Source organism: Clostridium sp. CTA-1, assembly GCF_054768215.1.
Genome location: NZ_BAAAAP010000005.1, coordinates 162,378 through 185,778, shown reverse-complemented (window position 1 = coordinate 185,778; position 23,401 = coordinate 162,378). Strand labels below are relative to the sequence as shown.

General features: G+C 28.3%; 15 protein-coding genes and 1 pseudogene. 15 read left to right on the top strand and 1 reads right to left on the bottom strand.

The annotated features are described in order from the left end of the window. The first annotated feature begins 68 nt into the window (after positions 1-68). The 14 genes and pseudogenes from ACYUEW_RS05845 (at position 69) to ACYUEW_RS05780 (ending at position 21,096) form a co-directional block, all read left to right on the top strand. Entirely contained in the window at positions 69-1,148 is a 1,080-nt protein-coding gene (locus ACYUEW_RS05845; protein WP_460276405.1) for an Ig-like domain-containing protein, read from the top strand. Positions 1,149-1,241: 93 nt separating this feature from the next. Then, positions 1,242-1,443 (top strand): annotated as a pseudogene (locus tag ACYUEW_RS05840) (hypothetical protein). A 170-nt stretch (positions 1,444-1,613) separates the two neighbouring features. Next, positions 1,614-2,855 (top strand): NlpC/P60 family protein, encoded by a 1,242-nt coding sequence (locus ACYUEW_RS05835; protein WP_460276404.1) that lies wholly within the window; start codon positions 1,614-1,616, stop codon positions 2,853-2,855. A gap of 507 nt (positions 2,856-3,362) precedes the next feature. Further along, positions 3,363-5,318, top strand: a complete 1,956-nt coding sequence (locus tag ACYUEW_RS05830) for a GTP-binding protein (protein ID WP_460276403.1) — start codon at positions 3,363-3,365, stop codon at positions 5,316-5,318. A 52-nt stretch (positions 5,319-5,370) separates the two neighbouring features. Further along, the gene (locus ACYUEW_RS05825; protein ID WP_460276402.1) at positions 5,371-6,540 is read left to right on the top strand and encodes an HNH endonuclease domain-containing protein; all 1,170 of its coding nucleotides are present in this window, start codon (positions 5,371-5,373) and stop codon (positions 6,538-6,540) included. A 270-nt stretch (positions 6,541-6,810) separates the two neighbouring features. Next, positions 6,811-7,950, top strand: a complete 1,140-nt coding sequence (locus ACYUEW_RS05820; protein ID WP_460276401.1) for a DUF3800 domain-containing protein — start codon at positions 6,811-6,813, stop codon at positions 7,948-7,950. A gap of 29 nt (positions 7,951-7,979) precedes the next feature. Next, entirely contained in the window at positions 7,980-9,014 is a 1,035-nt protein-coding gene (locus ACYUEW_RS05815; RefSeq protein WP_460276400.1) for a hypothetical protein, read from the top strand. Between the two features lie 18 nt (positions 9,015-9,032). After that, complete coding sequence (locus ACYUEW_RS05810; protein WP_460276399.1) at positions 9,033-9,569, top strand: hypothetical protein; 537 nt, start codon at positions 9,033-9,035, stop codon at positions 9,567-9,569. 782 nt (positions 9,570-10,351) lie between these two features. Further along, complete coding sequence (locus ACYUEW_RS05805) at positions 10,352-10,855, top strand: DUF6650 family protein (RefSeq protein ID WP_460276398.1); 504 nt, start codon at positions 10,352-10,354, stop codon at positions 10,853-10,855. A gap of 1,455 nt (positions 10,856-12,310) precedes the next feature. Beyond that, on the top strand, positions 12,311-15,535 hold the full coding sequence (locus tag ACYUEW_RS05800) for a hypothetical protein (protein ID WP_460276397.1): 3,225 nt from the start codon (positions 12,311-12,313) through the stop codon (positions 15,533-15,535). Positions 15,536-15,992: 457 nt separating this feature from the next. Next, complete coding sequence (locus ACYUEW_RS05795) at positions 15,993-16,307, top strand: YdcP family protein (protein WP_460276396.1); 315 nt, start codon at positions 15,993-15,995, stop codon at positions 16,305-16,307. Between the two features lie 20 nt (positions 16,308-16,327). Beyond that, positions 16,328-16,711 carry a YdcP family protein gene (locus tag ACYUEW_RS05790; RefSeq protein ID WP_460276426.1) on the top strand — a complete coding sequence of 128 codons (384 nt, stop codon included), beginning with the start codon at positions 16,328-16,330 and terminating at the stop codon, positions 16,709-16,711. A gap of 55 nt (positions 16,712-16,766) precedes the next feature. Then, complete coding sequence (locus tag ACYUEW_RS05785; protein ID WP_460276395.1) at positions 16,767-17,558, top strand: hypothetical protein; 792 nt, start codon at positions 16,767-16,769, stop codon at positions 17,556-17,558. 631 nt (positions 17,559-18,189) lie between these two features. After that, the gene (locus ACYUEW_RS05780; RefSeq protein WP_460276394.1) at positions 18,190-21,096 is read left to right on the top strand and encodes a DEAD/DEAH box helicase; all 2,907 of its coding nucleotides are present in this window, start codon (positions 18,190-18,192) and stop codon (positions 21,094-21,096) included. Between the two features lie 10 nt (positions 21,097-21,106). Here ACYUEW_RS05780 and ACYUEW_RS05775 read toward each other — a convergent pair whose 3' ends face one another. Then, positions 21,107-21,505, bottom strand: a complete 399-nt coding sequence (locus ACYUEW_RS05775) for a (deoxy)nucleoside triphosphate pyrophosphohydrolase (RefSeq protein WP_460276393.1) — start codon at positions 21,503-21,505, stop codon at positions 21,107-21,109. Between the two features lie 181 nt (positions 21,506-21,686). Between ACYUEW_RS05775 and ACYUEW_RS05770 the strand changes: the two genes are divergently transcribed. Next, positions 21,687-22,502, top strand: coding sequence for a nuclease/transposase family protein (locus ACYUEW_RS05770; protein ID WP_460276392.1), 816 nt, complete (start codon positions 21,687-21,689; stop codon positions 22,500-22,502). The last annotated feature ends 899 nt before the right edge of the window (positions 22,503-23,401 follow it).

Below are 23,401 nucleotides of genomic sequence, written 5' to 3'. Positions count from 1 at the left end.
TTTTATTCTTGATATGGTGAAAGATGTAATTATATAATATATGTATCAAGAATAAGGGGGACAAGACAATGAAAAAGAAAATAGGTTTAATTATGAGTATGTTATTATTATTTGTTTTTGTATTTAGTTTTACTAAAAATGATTATGCTGTTTATGCTCAAAATAATGCGACAAAAGTAGGACAACAATTATTACAACCTGAAGAAGGTTGGAAAAGAATAGAAGAAGATAACAATAACTTCTCTTATATAAAGGGGAAATATACAAGTTGGATAAGGCACGCTGATAGTAATGCTTATTCTGGCGGATATTCTATGATACTAAATGATACAAGTAGTGAAGTAAATGGATATTTATCAAAAGTAAAATTTAATGTTGTAACAGATAAAATCAGAATAATTATGTTTTCAAGATATTATTGTACTAATAACATAGAAATAAAGATTGATGGAATTCCATATATTTTTGAAGCGAGAAGCTATAATCAAATTAGACCGACTGTATGTTTTGAAAAAAAAGACTTAGTTTATAAGGAGCACACTGTAGAAATAACTAATTTGTTAGATAGTAATACAAACAATATGATGTACTTTGATGCTATAGATATAGACAAAAATGGACAGTTGAAACCTTATGAAGAAACTACTAAGGTAGAGTCTATATCATTAGATAAAACATCAATGGATTTACTAGAAGGTAGTTCAGATAAGATAAATGCTAAAGTATTACCTGAAGATGCTACGAATAAGAAAGTAGTATGGTCATCAAGTGATGAAAAAATAGTTACAGTAGATAAAGATGGTAAAGTAACAGCTATGAAAGAAGGACAAGCAACAATAACAGCTAAAGTAGAAGGTACTGATTTAACAGCTACTTGTAAAGTTAACGTTACTAAAAAGGTAGAAGAAAATAAAAATAATGCTATATTAAGTATATCTTTAGTAAATGGAGCTACAAAAGAATATGACGTAAGTATGCAGGAAGTAGAGAAGTTTATAAACTGGTTTGAGGAAAGATCTAATGGCAAAGGTTCATCATTATATTCATTTAATAAAAAGATTAATCCTTATAAAACAGTTAAAGAATATATAGTACATGATAAGATAGCATCTTTTGAAGTAAGAGAGTATGAAGGAACAAATAAATAGTTAAATATCAAATAGCACTTAAGGAATATAAACCTTAGGTGCTTTTTACATACCTAGAATTGCCTAGGAGATTATATTCAGATTAAATAAAATATGGGAGGTGGGAGATTGAGGGTAGGGAAAATAATAGAAACACAACAACCAGGAATATATATAAAATTAAATAAAGATAAAAAAACAGAATAAGAAAAAGTCTAGGAGAGGTAAGAAAGAGAACTTCTTCTTTTCTGATGTTATGAAATTAATGAAGCATGATAGTTATAAAAGGCATAGAGGGGCATTAAGACAGAAATAATTGTTTAAACACTTAGATAATAATTATTGTCTTGCAATATATTATAAATACTTTTTACGACAGTTATATTAAAATCTATTTGGTAAAATATTGTTTAAATGGAGGAAATTATTATAATATAGCGAAGATTATATAATATAACAATAATTTATTATATGGAGGGGATTAATATGAAAAAATATAAGTATTTAAAAAGTGTACTAATGAGTTTTTTTATTTTCACTATATTTTTTATATGTAGTGAAGTTAAAGTACAAGCAATGACTAATACTGATCCTCAACTTGGTTCTGTGTTAAAAGAGGTTCAGGTAGGTGAACAAGTAAAGGCAATAGATAGCAGATATGGTTGGTGGTTAATTGTAGAGAATGGGAAACTAGGCTGGTGTAATGCAGGCCCAACATCATATTGGGACAAGAATACGGGGAATTTCCCAATATTATTGAGAATTAATCAAAAGATGAATATACATGAAGCACAGGTCGTATATAACTATAAGAAAGGACAGATTATACAAGTAATTAATGGTTCAGTAACTGGATGGTGGAAGGTTAAGACACCAGATGGATATTATGGATGGGTGAATAGTACTAACACGAGTCGTAACAGTAGTGGTAAGTTGGTTGCTAGTTCTAATGTGGGTGCTTATTTTACAGCAGATATTGCCCCATTACAACAGATTAAAGTGGTACAACCTGGTGAACAAATAAAAGCTATTGATTCAAGGACAGGTTGGTGGATGATTGCAGAAAATGATAGACTTGGATGGATAAGTGCAGGGCCAACATCATATTGGGATAATAACACTAATACATTCCCACTATTGTTAAAGGCTAATTCTAAGTTAGCAGTTAATGAAGTTGGAATAATATATAATTATTCCAAAGGTGAAAAGATTACTGTAGTAGAAGGTTCAGTAGCTGGATGGTGGAAAGTTAAAACACCAAATGGATATTATGGATGGATAAATGCAAAACCAACACATTATGACTCTAATAAAAATTTAATAGCTAGTGAAAATTTACCTGTATATTTTTCAGGAAAAGAGCCAAGTAATTCAAATGAGCAATTATCTAAACAACAGTTAGTTTTAAGAGAGGCCTATAAACATTTAGGTAAACCTTATGTTACAGCAGGAAAAGGGCCAGATGCTTTTGATTGTTCTGGATTCACATCTTACGTATATAGACATGCCCTTGGGATAGAAATTGGTGGATGGACAGGTGCACAAATTAATTCTGGTAGAGAAGTATCTAGGGCAGATTTACAGCCAGGAGATTTAGTGTTTCCACATTCAAATCATGTAGGTATATATGTTGGAAATGGACAGATGATACACGCACCACAATCAGGCGATGTTGTAAAAGTAGCACCTATATATAAATTCTGGAGAGCAAGAAGAATAATAAATTAATAAAAAAGGGAACTTCTTATATGGAGTTCTCTTTTTCTATATCTAAAGGTGGAAGCATAAAGCAGAAAACATGGTTTAAATAGGGTAAGATTACTTAAATATAATTATGTAAATTAAAAATAAAAGTAAACCTAAAAAATTACTACAATATAACAGAATTTTTTAATATATTAATGAATAATATATCTATTATAAAAATATTAAATGATTTATACAGTTGTCAAATTATTATAAAGTTATGCTTCTGGTTATTAGAATATAATTTTAGTAGACAAAGATAATAGTAATTACTGCTTAGAAAAATTAAAAAAACATACAAAAAAGTATCTCTCATAGACATAATATATCCATTATAATGGAGGCTGTTGAGACTATACAGAAATGGGTGATATATGGTAATATAATGCTTATTAGAGAGTTAAATAAATAATATAAGAATAGATAAAAAGCTTTCACATAGTGATAGTTTTTACAGTATAAAAATTAAATTATAATGGGAGACAAGTTATGCATAAGACAATAGGAATATTAGCACATGTAGATGCAGGTAAAACTACTTTTGCAGAACAAATATTATATCATACAAAAAGTATTAGAAATAGAGGAAGAGTGGATCATAAAAACTCTTTTTTAGATAATCATAAAATTGAAAAAGAAAGAGGAATAACAGTATTTTCAGAGCAGGGAACCTTTAATTATAAAGATTCTACATATTATCTTATAGATACTCCAGGACATATGGATTTTTCATCAGAAATGGAAAGAGCCATAAAGGTTATGGATTATGCTGTAATTATAATAAGTGGAGTTGAAGGAATACAAGGCCATACAGAAACAGTATGGAATCTTTTAAGAAAACACAATATTCCTGTTCTTTTTTTTATAAATAAAATAGATAGAGTGGGAGCTAATGCTGAAAATGTAATTAAAGATATAAAACTTAATTTTACTAAAAAGGTTTGTTTTATTGATAAACCATTAAATAGTGATGAGCTTTCAGCTGAGCTTATAGAATTTATTGCAGAGCAGGATGAATATCTTTTAGAGAAATATTTAGAAGATAATTATGAAAAAGAATTATGGTTAGAGTCTATGAAAAAACTTATTAAGAAAACTGAGCTTTTCCCTTGTTTTATAGGTTCAGCATTACAGGATATAGGAATAGAAGATTTTTTAGAAAACCTACATGTTTTAACCTATACAGAATACAATGAAGAAGAAAAATTTAGTGGAAGAGTATATAAAATACGACATGATGAACAAAACAATAGATTAACTTATATAAAGGCATTAAGTGGCAGCTTAAAGGTAAAAGAGGAGATAGCCTTACCTAATATTGAAAATGATTTTTGTGAGAAGGCTAATGAAATAAGAATATATAATGGAGATAAATATATAAATGTAGATAAAGCTGAAGCAGGGCAGATTTTTGCAGTAACAGGTTTAAATTCTGCTAATGTAGGCGATGGAATTGGAACTTTAAAAGATAAAGCTACATATAATATGGTTCCCACTTTAAAATCAAAAGTTATATTTGATGAAACATTAAATGTAAAGGATGTTTTAAAGTATTTTAAAATTCTAGAAGCAGAAGATCCTTCTTTAAATATAATTTGGAATGAAAAATTTCAAGAAATTCAAGTTTACATTATGGGTGTTATCCAATTAGAAATTTTAAATAATTTGATGGAAGAAAGATTTCATATATCAATAGATTTTGGACCATGTGAAATATTGTATAAGGAAACTATTTTAGATACAGTAATAGGATATGGACATTTTGAACCTTTAGGGCACTATTCAGAAGTTCATCTTAAACTAGAGCCAGCTGAGCGAAATACAGGTATTACATTTGAAAGTTTGTGTCATACAGATGATTTAACTACAGGTAATCAAAATTTAATAAAGACCCACGTTTTTGAAAAAGATCATCATGGAATTTTGACAGGCTCTCCTATAACAGATATAAAGATAACGCTTTTAACTGGAAGAGCACATAATAAACATACCAGCGGAGGAGATTTTAGAGAATCTACCTTTAGAGCTTTAAGACAAGGATTAGAAAAAGCTAAAAATGTATTATTAGAGCCTTATTATTCTTTTAAAATGGAAGTGCCATTAGATTGTATGGGAAGAATTTTATCAGATATACAAAAGTTAAAGGGTTCTTTTAATCCTCCAGAAACAATCCATAATAAAGCTATTATAAAAGGAAGAGGATCTGTTGCAACATTTATGAATTATAGTGTGGAGTTTATTTCTTTTACAAAAGGCAAGGGTAAATTTAGTTTTGTATTTGATGGATACGATATTTGCCATAATGAGAAAGAGATTATAGAAAAGATAGGCTATGATAAAAATGCAGATATTGAGTATACTTCAACTTCAATCTTTTGTTCCAAAGGACAAGCATTTTTAGTTAAATATGATGAGGCAGAAGAATATATGCATTGTTTGAAATAAATATAGAATAAGGGGGAAAAAGAATTACTAAAGAAGTGATTCTTAGAAATATATGAATAATCTTTTAGAAAATTCAATTAGTGATGTATCAGTTAAACAAATAGATTCAGCTATGGTACCTAAAAGTAATAAGGTAGATTCAAGAACCTTTTCTAGGTTACTTGATGATGATAAAGTTGTTGCTAGCTACAAAATGTATTGGCTTTTTGGAATAATAGAGGAAGTAACCTTAGGAAATACTGAAATAGAATTTAATAGAATAGTAGCTAGAATGATAGTGGCAGCTTGGTATCCTATTATGCAATATAAATTAAGTTTTGGTGTTTTTGATAACTTACAAAAGCCTATAAATTATGTGGCTTTAAAATATGGATTTGCTTCAAATTGTGATGAAAATAAACTTTTAAAATTCTTATGTGAAAGTGAGGATAAGGAACTTAAAAAAATGATGAGGGATTTAACTTGTATGGTTCCCTATAGATTACTATCTCCATTTTTTACAGAGGATCTTAAAGGTAAAAACAAGAGTAGTAAAAATAAAATAATAGAAAAGCTATCTCTAGAAAGTGATACATGTTTTTATAAGATTATTAAAGAAGGTAAAAATAGAATTTTAATAAATGAAGATTGGGCTCAGTATCTTAATGAAAACTATAGAGTAATGAAATCTTGGATATATTATAAGCTTGTATGTTTTCTTCAAAAAAGAAATCCTAATGTTCCAGCTATAGCCTTCAAGCTTGAAGCGCCTAAAAATAGAGATTTGTCTTCAGCTACAAAGATTTGGAAAGAGATTATTGTTTCAAAGAGAGCTAAAGACATTTATACAGGTAAGGATTTTACAAAAGAAAACTATGAAATTTATGGCGGTCTTAGTATAGATCACTTTATACCTTGGAGTTTTGTACTTCATGATGAGATGTGGAATCTTGTGCCTACATTTAAAAATATAAATAGTTCTAAAAGTGATAAGCTACTTAACTATAATAGATATATTGATGATTTTTGTGATATGCAGTATATGGCGGTTACATATATTTTAGAAAAAAGAAAACAAAAAGATTTAGAAAGCTATATAGATGCTTTAAAAATAGAGAACTTTCAAAAATATTTAAAGTACAGGCCTAAAGAACATTTTACTAAGAAACTAAAACAATGTATTTCACCACTTTACCAGATAGCTGAAAATCAAGGGTTTGAGGTGATGGATAGATTGTTCTAGGGAGGTATATATAGTTAATAAGTATGAAGGTGTATAAATAGTAGATATGTTCCTGTGCATGGGGCATGTGGAGACGGTTTATCTGCTGTCGAGAAAAGCCCAGTAAATCAAAGATTTCATCCGATTTTGGGGAAAACTGTATGTGTATTTTTGTTTCCGCGGGATAGCTTGGGAAAATTGATTTACCACAGAGGTAAGAAACTTTGAAGATGGCGGTATACATTTTGGGAGACGATACTTTTCCGTAAAAAAGAATGGAGTGGATAGTCAATGGATATTGATATAAATGAACTTCGTGAGTTGGAAGCTATGCACCATCAATTTAGACCGCCTAATGAAAAAATGACATTTTATTATGATGAAACGGCTAATGTTAGAAAATTTTCTTTAACAGAAAAAGGAATAAATGATTTAAACGCTGTAAATCGTGATTTTATTCTTGGGGGAGTTGCTTTTGATGGTGATGCTTGTCCTGCTAATATTGATGAATTGTATAGAAGATTAAGATTACAACCGACAGTAAAGGAATTAAAATATGATAAGTTGGTTAATGGCCATAAAAATTTTTGGAAAGGGCTTAATAGGAATACATTATCTGAATTTTTAGATTGGTTGTGTAATAGTGGATTATATATTCATTATATTACTTTAAACAATTTATACTATTCAATAGTGGATATTGTAGACAACTTATGGGATGTACAACCACAATTTTGCTTTTCAGGGGAATGGGAATTTTCTCTAAAATCTGTATTATATAAATTTGCCTTTGAAAATCAGGATGATTTTTATGCTGTACTTAAAACATATGAATATCCAGACATTAAAGAGGATAAAATTAAGGATTTTTGTAGAGAACTTATAAATTTAATCGAAGAGAAGGGTGACTCTGATGATTTTTTTCTGGAATGCTTTAGGCAAATGCTAAAGGTAAATTCGAAAAAAGAAAAAATGCTATTTTTACAAGACAATGAGAAAGATGTACTTGTTCAAGAGTATTTTCTTTTACGAATAGGGCGCTGCTATATGTTTAAAAATTCGTTTCATTACTTCGATGAAGAGGATGAGGCGGAATTAAAAATGAAAGAAATAAAAATGTTAGATGGTGATAAGGAATTACTTAATTATGCTTTTGTAGATTCAAAGAAAGATAGGCTAATTCAGATTTCAGATGCTTTAATAGGGCTTTTAGGGAAGTTTTTTGAATTTATTGATAATATTAAAGAAAATGAGTTCTTGGATTTGTTGATGGATGCAACGGATAAACAAAAAAAGAATTTGAAAATTATCGCTGAATTAATTGATAAAGCGGAGAGAAAACATATTACACTTATTCATAATGTTAACGATATAAATTTAACGAGACGGAGAGGAAAATTTCTTGTTTGGATGGAAAATTTGGATATCTAATATAAATTAATTCAAATTAGATTAAAGAATTGAATATCCCAAATGCAGTGGTTAAGAGAAAGTTTGTAGATTTTTTTGGTGATGAAGAATACACACTTGACAATAGAAAAGGTGTTACAAAGTTATTGAAAAAAATTTTAGATACTTTGCAACCTAAATTTTGTAATTGGATCAATAGCGAAAAAACGCAAATTGTAATTAAGGATTTATATAAAGTGTTGGACGAGTATCATCATTTTTATATGCGTCAAAAAGAAGCCAGGGTGGTAATGCAGGAGCAAAACTTCAATGAATCAGATGTTGGAGATTTATTTGAGAAAAATCGGAATATAGCAAGAAATATCATTGACGCAACAAATATATGGATTGAGAATAGTGTTCTATTACAGCACTCAGAGGAAGAAACGATTCATGATGAAAGTTTTGACCTTAATTATGAATTACTTGTGGATTTGTACATTTATGGGTTGGCATCCCAAGCCATGTCATTGCTGACATTGAGTAAGAAATTTGAGGAAAAAGAACTGTTTTACGGCTTAAAGATTACGCCACATGATGATATTCCGGCTGAGGTTATAAAGGAACATCCAGTAATTTATTTTAGTACTCTTATTGCGGGTAATCAAAATATCTTATCACCAGTTCCTTTAACTGCTGAATCAAATAATACAGATTTTGGCATTGGATTTAAAAAAACATATGGTGATGAGTTTTTACTATTTTCAGCAGTTATGAGTTATTTCCAGAAAGAAATATTGTACGGAGGAAGGGCAGAATTGACTATTATATCCAAGAGTCAATTTACTCAGCTAATTAAAGGGGCTACAAATCCAGCGGTTGAAGCGGAATTCATTATAAACAATTTTACACTAACTCATGAACGAGTTAAGAGTCAGCTAAAAAATAATGACCCTATAATATGGCTGATGGGGACAAATAAAATACGGCATGAGTTGAGTCCGTTTATATGTTTGGACAACGATAGAGTGATGATATCTTACTGTGCATTGCAGCAGTCAATTCAACTATGGGTTTCTTTGATAGGAAATGGCGGAATATGCTAAACTAATGCAAAGGATGATTTGACGGTTGCGATTGAGAGAAGAAATAAAGAACTCTTAGGCATTTTGGTAGATAAGTTAAGAGAGAAACTTCATAATCACTATAGTGTCACCTTTGATGAGATTGATGTAAAGTACGATAGAATTTATGGAACAAGAGAAATCAACTACGGAGATTTTGATTTGGTATTTTATTCAAAAGAAATCAAAGAGTTATTTCTAATTGAAGCTAAATTCTTTTCTGATTCATTGACAAGTAATGGTATGGTAACAGATTACGAGAAGCTATTTACAGAGGATGGGTATTATGATAGATGCAGAAGGCGTTACGATTTAGTTTTAGATGAGCCAGAAGCACTAAAATCCTTCGTGGGCATAGAAGGAGATGTAAAAACCCATTTTCTATTTGTGTTATCAAAACCTTTGGATATAGAATTGCAGGATAAAGATAGGGTTGTAACTTTCTTATGTATGAGCAATTTTGACCGCTATTTGGAAGGCAAGTTTTTGGACATTGATAATGAAAGCATTGTAATAAGACCAACTATGACTATTTAGTTTGAATATTATTTATGCAGGGATGGAGAAAATCTTTCCCCAGCACCTATTTTCAACAAAAAGTTATGCTATGAATTATAAGAAGAAACTTTCAGCACATGTGGAGAAGGTTACTCTTTTGGAAAAGCATGATGTAATAAGAAAGTGATCAGGTGATATTGATAAAGTAGTTGAGCTAAAGAATATAATGACCATTAATTGCAGCAGTTTTTATATAATAATTGATGCGAAAAGCAGCACAGATGAAAATATTTTTTAAATAACTCCAGATGACTTTTAATGTTCGCAACGGAGAGTATTAAAGCAAATAATAAAAAAAGTTTAGTAGATGCCTTAAGTAACGCAAAACGAGCAATTGATTGTTAAATAAATTGGATAATTTCATACCTGGAGTATGATTTTAAGAGTTTTAAAGATAAAAAATATCCCAATTTAACATCTACAATTAAGGAGTTTGAATTTAAGTTAGGGATCTCTAAAAGTAAGGTATTAGAAAGCAAGGAGTATAACTATGAAATTATAAATTTAAAATATGTATGTCATTAGATTAGATAAGGAATTCGAGGAACAACTCAATGTTTGGTATAGTAGGTTGATCACTCTTCATTTACAATAAATCAATAATATTGAACTAGCTTACAAAATGTGCTAGTTTTTAAGTAGGAAAAATATTGAAGAAGGTTTATATATCAGATTTTATACTGAAATATATTATGATGGAGCTAATATATAGCTTCAAGGTGAAACTGAAATAGTAAATAAGATTTTAAGAGGATAAAAATATGGAGAATAAAAAAACATCAAAAAGGAAAAAAAATATTGGTATAAGGCTTACTGGAGTTAGTATACCTTTTGGGGGAATATCATGGGAATATACGGAAGAAAAAAAGCAAGAGTATGAAGCAATTAATCTACTTTTTATTTTACTTGAAGGTAAAAGGCTTGTCACCTTACCGTTTTCTAGAAACAATAGAATTCCTATTGAAAAAGACATGGAATGGTGTTCATTATCAGCTATTGATTTAAAAGATAAGATATTTGGTTTATTATACAAATATACATTGCCATCGGAAACAAAAAATGAATTACAAAGTATGATAGATCAATGTAATATACTTATAGAAGGAATTACGTCTTTAGCTTCAAATAAAGTTGTTTTAAATGATAAAAGACTAAAATGCGACGACTATTTAAAACTAATAGATACTTTTAAAAAGTCTCTTTTTCCTCATATTAAATTTCTTTCAGAGAAATATTCAATTCCATTTAAAGAAATCGATATATAAAGTTAATATTCAATGAAATAGTAAATAAAAAATTAATTATTTTATGCTGAGATAAGATAAATAAATTTTTACAATACTTAAAGACGTTTATGCAATATTTGATAAATCTACCGCAAGGTTGAAGAAGTACATAGTTGAAGATAATCAGAATTTCCCTGAAATCGATGATTATAAAAAGGCAAAGAAATGGATTAAGGATAACTGCTATTTTCTATATGTCGAAGTGCAGGATTTTCGTGAACGAGGTCATGTGGAAGGACTTCTCGTTTTTTTGTTCGATTCGAGATATATGGAGGAAGAACATTGATGCTTCTCTGCTCTACCGGCAGCGTTTATAAAATGGCTATGGTGACGAAATTGTATCGAATAAAGCCTTCAAGGGGATAACACACTTTTGAAAGTTTTATTACTTACAATAACAAGTTATGTTTTTCAGGAATATATCCTGCCGCCAAGGGGATTTCAGGCTCAGCTGGCATCTTTTTTGTATACTCAATGCATGTGGAGACTTATGTGTTGCTACGACGAAAAACTATGTAGAAATCCTTAATTTTAGGCACTTCTTCAGCCATTTTGTTTTTACAAATGATGGGGATAAAATCCGCAATAAACAGTTAAAAAAATATATTAACGTTTCTGTGGTTATTGATATGGAGTGTGGGGATACAAAAAATAAATATTAAGATAAAGAATGTTTTATAAGTATATTTATAGTAAAAATAACTGCAGAGCAACTAGAAAATCTAGAAGTATTTTTAAATTTTAATAGACTACTAAATACAAATAAAGTTTTTGTATTAGGATTCGTATTACACTTGATATATAGAAAGTATAAAATAACTTAATAAAAATTTTTCTTGTAGCTTATTGCTTGAAATGAAACCATGATTTTTCTAAACAATTATTAGGCATATTACTAAAAAGTGATATGTCTATTTTATTGTATGGGGGAATTATAAAATCTTTAGAAACTCAAAGTTTGATCTTATCTAGTTTTAAGATTATAAGTGTATTAAAAAGGAAATGTGAATAATTAAAAAATTCTAAAAGAAAGTGTAATTCAGAGTTATAGGAAATTTAAATATACTTTTAAAAATTAGATTTTATTTAGCTAGGAATGATTTTATTAATTATCTGTCTAGGGGTAGGTTGTTTTTGGTTCGTATCAAAGCTATATATTATTGGAGTAGTAATTAAGCATTTACAATAAGTATCAAAAAAGCAACAAGTATGAGTTGGAAACTAATATTAATTCGGGCAATTTTTCTTTTTACGTCTAGGAAGCGATAGATTAGTGTATATTCTTTTGATATAATTAGGATATATATAATAAAAAGTAATTTAGGAATATTATTCGGAAATAAGTAAAAATATTAAATTTAAAGAGTGGTAAGTTGAGAAAATATGAAAAAAAGCAAAATATTGTGTTGAAAGAGAGGAGTAAAATGGATATGTATGAGCAGACAAAAAGAAGCATTTAAGAAAATGCACCCAGAACAATTTTCTGATTCAAAAATAATAAAAAAAGCTCAGTTAAGTAAGGCATTTATGGATTACTACTTGGGTACTGTTTCAAGTAGAAGTCAGGAAAAGGAATTTGAACAGTTTTGTCAAAAAATAATTGAAGCAGAATTATGCCCTAACTTATTAACACAAACAGGACCAACAGGTGGAGGAGATAGTAAAGTAGATAGCGAGACTTATCCTGTGGCAGAGATATTAACAGAAACATGGTTTTATGGCGATGGTAATAAAGCTGGTACAGAAAGATGGGCATTTGCAGTAAGTGCTAAGCGAGAATGGAATGGAAAAGTTAAGTCAGATGTTGAAAAAATAGTAAAAGTTAATGATGAAGAAGAAAGAGGGTACACTAAAATATTCTTCTTGTCTAATCAATATATTTCAGATAAGAAGCGAGCACAAAAAGAAGATGAGTTGCGTAATATCTATAAGATGGATATACGTATATTTGATAAGAATTGGTTGTTGGATAAAATATTTGCTAAGGACAGTAATAAATTAATAGCAATAGACTGCTTCCATTTATCGGAAAATCTATTGGATGAAAAAATGGTAGGCGAGCATGATTATTCTAGGCAAATTGAATTAAGGAGCATCGGAGAAAAACTTGCTAAGCCAACAGAATTGAAGATTTCAGAAATTATACCATTAGCCAAAAAGAGTATTGAATTAGGAAGAGAGTTAGAGTATAACAAACATGATATTTTAGGCTTAATAGATAGATATAAGAGATTGGCAAATGAATATGGAAATAAAAATGAAAAGATAGAATGTATGTATGAGTGTGCATGGACAATATATTGGTGGTACACAGATGAAACAGAATTTTATGAATTATATATTGAATTAGAGAAACTTGTATTACAAGAAGATAGTATCTATGCATTTGAAAAACTAATTACTTTGTGGATTAATTTAAATGCTTTAAAGATGGAAGGATTTGAAGTTAATATTAATTCACATACGAAAAAAATACTTGATAAATATGAACAGCTGACAGCGGATATTACAAAGCCTAATACTATTTTACAAGCAAGAAATGCATATCAATTAATGAGGGTATTCTTAGGTGATGATATAAATGATATTGTAGATGAGTATATTAATATTATTAAAAAGAGTATAGGAAGTTTGGAAATTAATTTGTATCCGATAAGTAGAATAGTGCAGGAAAATCAATTATTTGAGAATGCCGAGAGATACAACGAATTGTTTGAATTAATTGTTGAACGAATGGGTGAAGAAAATAAAGATGGTGAAGTTGGAAGAATGCTTGCAAAGAGAGGACATGCATTAAAAGAGACAAAACCATATGAGGCTATTGCATATTTTAGTAGAACTCTACGAAGATTTTATAATGAATCCAATAAGGAACATCTTATTACCATAGTATTAGAAATGGGTGAGTTGTTTGAAAAAATAGGATTATTTTGGGCTGCGAGGAACTTTTATTTATATGATTTTTGCTTATGTTTCAATAAATATATAAAACAAGGTGAAATGAGTCCTGTACTAATGATATCAGCGAATCATTTGAAATATGTGGAATTGAGACTTGGAAGAATTATGTACTCTTCGGAGTTTCACTATTTGGAGCAAATTTCGAAAAATATATATCCTGAGAAATTAAGAAATGAAGAAGAAAATTATGACTATATTCTTGCAATACAAATATTTCGTACATCATTTGAAAAATTAAAAAATATTGGTAAATTGGCTGGATATTTTGAAGATAGAAATTTAAATTTTTCCAATATTGCTATAGAGTATGAATTGGGACATTATGATAATGAAATGTTGACAGCTTTTAATGGAGATAAATCAGTATTTGATGATTTTATAGCCAAATGGAAAAAACAACCAGTATTAGACAATTTAAAGGCGGAGCCTTGGTATGGTTTTGAAAATGAAATAAGTATGAAATCAAGAATATTAGGATGTCTTTTTGAAGTTAAAACTACTAATAATGCTTTTGCTATTGAATTTGCATCATCTGTGTTAGCAACCATCGAATGCTTTTTAGGAACTGGTATAAATGTTAAATTGGGTTCAATGGTAGGAAAGATAAGAATAAATGTATATTTATCACAAGGGAGTAAATTTAATATAGATATAAGACGTAATAGTGACTTACCTACAGAAATTAACATCAGTATTACTAGATATAATCATGGTGAATATTTGCAGGCACAAAGTAAAATGCATGATAAATTTGTGGAAATATTAGGACTTGTCATTTCTATTATGTTTCCTAGAAAAGCTGAATTTAATAAAATTAAAGAAATGGCAGAAAAGGAGGAGGCGATTATTCGCACTAACATTTTTGCAAACAGTACTTTTATTTCTATAGAAACATTTGGAGATAAGGAATTTTTATTCACTGAATTAACCCAAAAGTATGAACAATTGAGTTTGGAAAGAAGTAAAAAATCAGAAATAACGGATTTAACTGATGCTGATGAATTAGAAAAGATAAATGATGAATTTGAAATAAAGCATGAAAGACCACCAGAAGAAGCCGGCTTTAGAAATATAAGTAATGAAAATATTATTACATCGGATATTATTAATATTCCATTATGGGATAATAGTGGTTGGATGGGCGTTATGTTTTTAACGATGCCAGGAGAACTTCCCATTTTGGCACCTGTATTTAAGAAAGAGATAGGTAAAAATATTTTTTCAGAGTGGATAAAAGAAATTGGAAATGATGATAAGAAGGATATAGTTGGATTGAGAATAATTAAAGGTATAAATAAAGATCATCCTTTCTGGTATCGTGTTATTATTGGTAGTCAAAAAATGCCAAGAATTAAAACAGCTGATAAAAAATCAATGTTTCTATTACCAGCACGTCTACATACAATGGAAGCACAAAGTAATATGAATGTTTTAAATTTTGAAAAAGCATTAAGTATAAGTAAAGATTACTATATTTGCCCAGCGATTTTTAAAGTCCCGGGACAGAATCCAGAGATAGATTTCTCCAAAAAGATATTGAAGCACGTTGATAGTATTAAGATTTGTAATGCGTGGGAAGTAACAGAAAATGATATATTGTATGAATGTGGGGTCATGCCAAATGATAATCCTGTTATTCCAAGAGGAAAAGAGGACACATTTATACTCAAAATGATTGAACGTAAACTAAAGAATTAACTGAAAGGTGAAGAGAAATTAAATTTAAGTATTTTTAAAATATAGCACCTTTAAGTAGAAGTTATTTATGATGTGAAATTTCTGAATAGAGACAGTAATAGGCTTAAAATATAGTGTTAAAAGCATCTTGTAAAATAAATATATTATAATTAGAATTTGAAAAATCAAATGAAAAATTGAATAAATACTTAGAAAAAAGGTATTGCTTAAATGCAATATCTTTTTTTCGTCTCAAGTTATTTACGTGGTGGTATCTTGACGGGACGTTTCTCATACTTACTAAAAGAAAAGGAGGGTCTATATGAAACAATATTATGCTCGTTCCCACACTTACAAAAGAATGAAGTAACTTAAATTTTACGCAAAGAAAATAAAAATAAGAAATATGTACCATTATTAAAAAATATTATAAACAAATTATCTATTTAAGTACTAAAAAAGAAAAGAGGTAGAACATATGGAATTAAAATATATCATTCCTAATATGGAAAAAACATTCGGAAATTTAGAATATGCTGGTGAAGGCAAGGTTGAGCAGAGAAGAGTAAATGAGCGTAATACAGTTTTATCACGCAGCTATAATTTATATTCAGATATTCAGAGGACAGATGATATTGCTGTTATTCTTCCAGTTGAAGCTGGTGAAAAGCATTTTGATGTTGAAAAGAGAGTAAAGCTTATAAATCCACGAATTATTGCAGAAGGTTATAAGATTTGGAATCGTGGATTTACAAATTATATTCTTCATGCAGACGACATGATAGAAGCATAAGGAAAGGATGGTAAATTTATATCAGATTAGCAAATGGAATTGTTATTGACAAAGAAGCTACATTTGAAAATCTAAAATTTTCTGCTTTAAGGCGTGAGGTACATTTACAAAATGAAGATGGTATAGTATCAGAGAAAATCAAGGAACGTACTTATGATTTAAAATCAAGAAGGAAAGGAAGAATGATTCAAGTTAGCATTTCTGCAACTGTACCTTTAAAGGAGTTTGACTACAACGCAGAATTTGAAATCATTAATCCTGTGGCAGATACCGTAGCTAATGCTACTTTTCAAGGTGCGGATGTTGATTGGTATATAAAGGCATATGATATTGTGTTGAAGAATAAACATAGTTTTTCTAATGGAAATAATAAGCAAGTAGATTCAAGTCAGAAAGATAAATAGATAAATTATTCCATATTTGATATAATCTTTATTAAGAAGAAAGAGAGGTATCATTATGGCAGATAAACGAAAGAGTTTTGAAGAGTTTTATTATAGAACTAAGAAGGATATTTTCGGTATAGAGTTAGTAACTGAATATGTTGATTTACACAAAGGTAGCATAGGTAAATATGATGGAGAAATGTTTTGTCCAGAATGTCGTAAGGCGGAATTATATTTTGTGCATAAAACATCTAGAAATCGTGCACATTTAAGAAAATGTCCAACAGCAAATCATGAAAAAAATTGTTCCTACAATTATGTATATGCGTCAAGAAAACTTGTTAAATCACATATTATTTCTCTTAGTTATGATAGAATTCAAGATAAATTAAATTCGATAATAAATATGCTATGCAGACCAGTCAAAGATGCTGGGGGAAATAGTAGTGGTGAATCTTCAAAAGATATAACTAATAATCCAATGGTGATAAAGGAAAAAAAGGAAAGAGAAGACATAATTAAGTCACTTAGAAGAAAGCGTCTGAATGCTTGGATCGATGAATCTGATTGCGGAGAGTATTTTGTTTTCTATGGAAAGGTTAAATTGAAGGTAGCTGAAAGGGAAAAGAAAACGCATGAGTATGGCGGAGAGTCTAACAAATATAATGTATTGGAAATATATAATCCTAATAATAAAGTAGATGGTGAATGGAAGTTTAGAACAAGCCTATATAGAGGACAAATTAAAGATGATATAAAGGAAGATGCTACGTATTACATTGCAATTATAGGGCGAGTTGGCGAGAAATCTTGGCAAATTAGATTAGATAATATACATGCTGTTAAATATTGTGAATGTGATTAAAATTTATTTAAGCAAGCTCACCCCAAGGCTTCGCAAGGATCCTCGGGGTATGTAAACAAATTGTAAATGCAATTTGTTTTGTTATTGAGCAGTTCAAATGATACATAATCTTGAAGGATTATGATTTACAGGAGTTCCTTTATTTGTAATACCTATAGAATATCCAAATGAAGACAAGGAGCTAGAAGATAGATTTAATAAAGAAATAGTACATTATGATAGATGGTAATAAGCTAAACTTTGAGTTTCATGGGTTGTGAATGGTTAGATTAGAATCACAGATTAAAGACCCAGTTATAAAAGGAATATTTATAAAAAATGCTGATGGTATGATGTATATATAAAATATTTTATTAGTAAAAAACTTTAAATAAAGATATTGTATTAATGTAATCACTGGTCTTTTTATTTGGGCTAAAAGTAAAATTATAGTATTATAGAAAAAGAGACAATTAATTTGGCTAGAAAAGAAACTGTAGAAATAGCATATTTAGGAAACTTAATTAGAATATGATGGATAATTATGATAAAATATTGTAAAAAACGATATAATAATATATATAAAATAATTTAATAAAGAAATTTGCATAGTTTATTATAAAAAACTACATAGATAGTAAGAGGACCAAATATGAAACCAATATTAGAAGAAACAGATATAATAGATAAACAAACGGATCAGTATATTGATCTTGAACATAAAGAAATAGAATCAGCTGATGATAAATATTTAATAATTAATAATCTGATAGTCAATTCAGAACAAGGAAATCTATTATGTGAAATTAAAAGATGTTTAAGTGAATGTGAAAAATTTTATTTTAGTGTGGCTTTTGTTAATTTTAGTGGTATTCAACTTTTACTAGATAGTTTTAAAGAACTTGAACAAAGAGAAATTGAAGGGAAAATAATAACATCAACTTATCTTAATTTTACTGAACCAAAAGCTCTTAAAAAAATACAAGAATTTAATAATATAGATTTAAAAGTTTTTGTTTCTAAAAAAGAGATAGGGTTTCATACAAAGGCGTATATTTTTGAGAATGAAGCAGAATATAAAATAATTATAGGATCTTCAAATATAACGCAAAGAGCTTTAAAAAGTAATATCGAGTGGAATGTTAAATCTATTTCTAAAAAGGAGAATAGTTTTACAAAAGAGGTTTTAAAAGAATATTTAAAGTTATGGGGAGAAACTTCTGTTGTTGATGATAATTTTATAAGAGAATATGATAGATTCTTAAGAGAACTAAAAAAAGTTGAAGAAAATAAAACTTTAAATTTTTTTGATTATGAGGTAATAACGCCTAATGATATGCAAAAAAGAGCTTTGGAAAATTTAAAAAGACTAAGAAAATCTGAAGAAGATAAAGCATTAGTCATTGCAGCTACGGGAACAGGTAAGACATATATGTCAGCTTTTGATGTCATAGAATATAATCCTAAAAAAATGCTTTTTTTAGTTCATAGAGAAGAAATTTTAAGAAGGTCTGAAAAGACATTCAAAAAATTAGTAAAAAATAAAAATAAAACAACAGGACTTTTAACTGGAAATAGTAAAGCTATAGATTCTGATTATTTGTTTTCAACTATACAAACAATGGGAAAACAGTTCCAAAACTTTAAAAAAGATGAATTTGAATATATTGTTATAGATGAAGCTCACCATATTTCTAGTCCATTATATGAAAAAGTTATAAATTATTTTGAACCAAAATTTTTACTTGGTATGACTGCAACACCAGAGAGATGTGATGGGAAAAACATATTTGATATTTTTAATAATAATGTTGCTTTAGAAGTTAGGCTTAGAGAGGCATTAGAACTTGAGTTAGTTATTCCTTTTCATTATTTTGGTATAACAGATATTGAAGATATTGATTTAAGTGATGTCAAAGTACAAGATTTAGATGAAATAGCTAAAAGACTAAATGTTAATAAAAGAGTAGATTTTATAATAGACAAGATGAATTTTTATGGTCATGATGGAGAAAAGCGTAAATGTGTAGGATTTTGTGTAAATATTGATCATGCAAAATATATGGCAGATGAGTTTAATAAAAGAGGTATACATAGTGTATTTTTAACAGGTAATAATTCTGCTAATGAGAGAGAATTGTATATAAAAAAATTAGAAGATGATAAAGATGATTTAGAAGTAATATTTACTGTAGATATTTTTAATGAAGGGATAGATATACCATCCATTAATTTAATTTTAATGCTTAGACTAACTAATTCTCCTATAGTATTTATACAACAACTTGGTAGAGGACTTAGAAAATATCCAAATAAAACTTTTTTAACTGTATTAGATTTTATAGGAAATCATAATAAAACATTTTTAATAGCAATTGCTTTAAATGGTTCTAGGTATTACGATAAAGATAGTTTAAAGGTTGCCGTAGCAACACAGTTTTCTAATTTAGCAGGATGCACTAATATTCAAATGGACAGAATTTCTATAGAGAGAATACTAGAGCAATTAAATAAAGAAAATTTTAATTCTATGAAATACTTAAAAGAAGATTATATGGAGTTTAAAAAAATGAATGATGGAAAAGTTCCATATTTTCTTATGGATTATATTAGATACGACGGGGCACCAGATCCATTAAAATTTTTAACTAAAGCAAGAACTTACCTTGATTTTGTAGTAAAAATGGAAAAGGATGAAAGTTTAAAAAATTTATTAGATGAAGAGGTTTTCTTTAAAATATTAAAAGAGTTTACAGGAAAGCTACCAATAAAAAGAGTATATGAATTTAGTATATTAAAATATCTTTTGAGGCATAAAGATATAAATTTAGAAGAAGCAAAAAAAGAGATTTTAAAATATATTGAGTATGTAGATGATAACAGTATTGAGCATGCTTTTAGCTGTTTAAATCAACAATATTATGACTCTTCCCAATTAAAAAATTCTATTAAATGTTTTAATTTAAAAGATGGAATGTTAAAAACTACTTCGGAGTTTGATACTGTAATATATGATATAAGATATAGAAAATATATAGAGGATATTATAAATTATGGACTTATCAGGTATGAAAAAGAGTTTTCTAGCAAGTATTATGGTGTACCATTTTTTAAGTTATATGAACAGTATCAAATAATAGATACAGCTTTGCTTTCAAATTATACAAAAATTCATAGTTCATTTAGAGGAATGGGACTCATAACTAATGGAAAAGAGTATTTTCTTTTTATAGATTTACATAAGGATGATGATATTAAGGAAAGTATTAATTATAAAGATAAATTTATAGATGATTCAAATTTTCAATGGCAAACGCCTAATAGTACATCTCAAAACTCTGAAAGAGGCAAAAATATAATATTTAATAAAGAAAGAGGAGTTAACTTACACATTTTCATTAGAAAGTATGGAAAAATTGATGGAGTAGTTCAAAAATTTATTTATATAGGAAAGGGAGATGTAATAAGTTATAAAGGAGAAAAGCCTATAACTGTTGAGATAAAATTATACAATAAGGTTCCAACATATTTATATAATGAATTTGTTAAAAAGGTATAGCAATGATTTGCTATACCTTTTCTTGTGCAAGTTTTTTTACAGCAGGAATGTCTGCCGGAGCCCAATTTAGGGAAAGTAAATTTTCTCTATGTAGCCATATTAATTTTGAATGTTCACTTGCTGTTGGTATATCAGATGTTAGTTTACATCTAGCTGTAACTAAATTTACTATAATCTCATTGTATTCGTGAGTAGTATCATTAAAAACATCTATAAATTGAACCCTGCAGGATAATTCCTCACTAATCTCTCTTTCGATAGCTTGTTTAAAAGTTTCATCCTTTTCTATTTTACCACCAGGGAATTCCCACATGTTTGGAAGGGACATTCTTGGAGAACGAAGAGCACAAAGTATTTCATTATTTTCATTTTCTACAATAGCACCAATAACTTTTACTAATTTTTTCATAATAAACACCTCTAGATAATTTTAGCATAAAATAATTTTTTTTGGTAGCAATGATACTTGAGATAGTTAATAATGATAAACAAAGAAGATAACAATAATTATAATAAGATTACTTTTATTTGAACTATTTCTATTAATGAATTAAAATAGAGATATAATAAGAAGCTAGGAAGGTGAACTAATGAAGCCTACGAATTATGAAGATTTAATCATGAAAAGAGCAATGGATCTTTTTGCAGAGGAAGGACTAAAGTTCTTTGGTATAAACAAAAAAGTTAAGGAACTTGGACCGACAGAGTTAGTAGTTTTAGAAACTAAAAATATGTTTATGGACTATACTTTCCTAATGGAAGATGATACTTTTATACATTTTGAATTTCAAACAACAAATAAAGGAAAAATAGATTTAAGAAGATTTAGAGCCTATGAAGCATTATTAAGTCATCAAACAGGAAAAGATGCAGTTACATATGTTGTTTATTCAGGCAATATAAAAAATCCAGGAAATACTTTAGAAACTGGAATAAATGAATATAAAGTTAATTCCATATCTATGGCTGATAAAGATGGAGATAAGATATATAATGATATTGTAGATAAAATGAAATTAGGCAAGGACATTACAAAACAAGATATAATAGCCCTAACATTTACTCCTATTATGAGAGGAAAGATAGGGATATCAGATAAAATAATTAATGCTATACACATAGTAAAAGATATAAACAATGACTATAAGTATGATGTAGAATCAATACTATATGCTTTTGCAAATAAATTTTTAAGCGGAAAAGATTTGAAAAAAGTAAAGGAGGAATTAAGGATGACTGAGCTAGGTAAAAGTTTAATAGATGAAGGAAAAGACGAAGGAAAAAAAGAAAAAACTATAGAAATAGTTAAAAAAGCAATAAAGAAGGGGATGGATAACGAAACAATAAAAGAATTAACAGATTTAGATATTGATGAAATTGAACTAATAAGAAAAGTATTAAAGTAAGAGAGTTATAGAAATAGAGGAAATGAAAAAAGCATTTAAGCAAGTAGAGATATAATGGAGAGAAAAGGATAATTTGACTATACTAGATATGTTTGAATTAAATTTAATAGAGGCGTTAGAGCAATATTTTTAGAATAAAATAACTAAAGTAATATAAAACTAGCTTATTGCATTAATAGTAGGCTAGTTTTTTCTTACTTAAAATTAAAGATAATTACTATGGTAAAATAGAATAATATAATTTATAAATTTATCTGAAGGGAGATAGTTTATTTGAAAATTATTTCATGGAATTGTAATAGTGCTTTTAGAAAAAAATATAAAGATCTACAAGGCTTAAATTCGGATATTTGGATTAATAAGATAAATAACTTTAACATTAATCAACATTATAAAATTGAGTATAGTATATTTAACCAGAATGATTTTTATTCACCTTGTAGTGAACAAAGAATAATTATATATAATTTCAATGACATTGCTAATAAGATATCTTTATTTGATTTTGCAATTAATTGCCTTTATATATACTGTAATGTAATTTTATATAGATGTATTAAAAAAAATGTATTGTAAAAAATAATATAGAAATCTAAGTTAGAAGAGGTAGATATATTATGGTTAAGAAAGGAACTGAAAAACGTTCTGGATCTAAGGAAACCAATCAAAAACATTAAGCAAATACTAAAAAGGCAAACACCACAAAATAACATATAGTAGGTTTTAAGAAATCCCTTGATTTATAATGATTTTGTTTTATAAATTAAGGATTATATAAAAAATTAACATTAAACCATGAGGGCTGATATACTTTCTTTATAGTAGATAGTTGAAATAATAAAATTGTTACTATGAAGGGAGTATGTTTTTTAGAAGGAAAAGGGTTTGGTGCATGATAA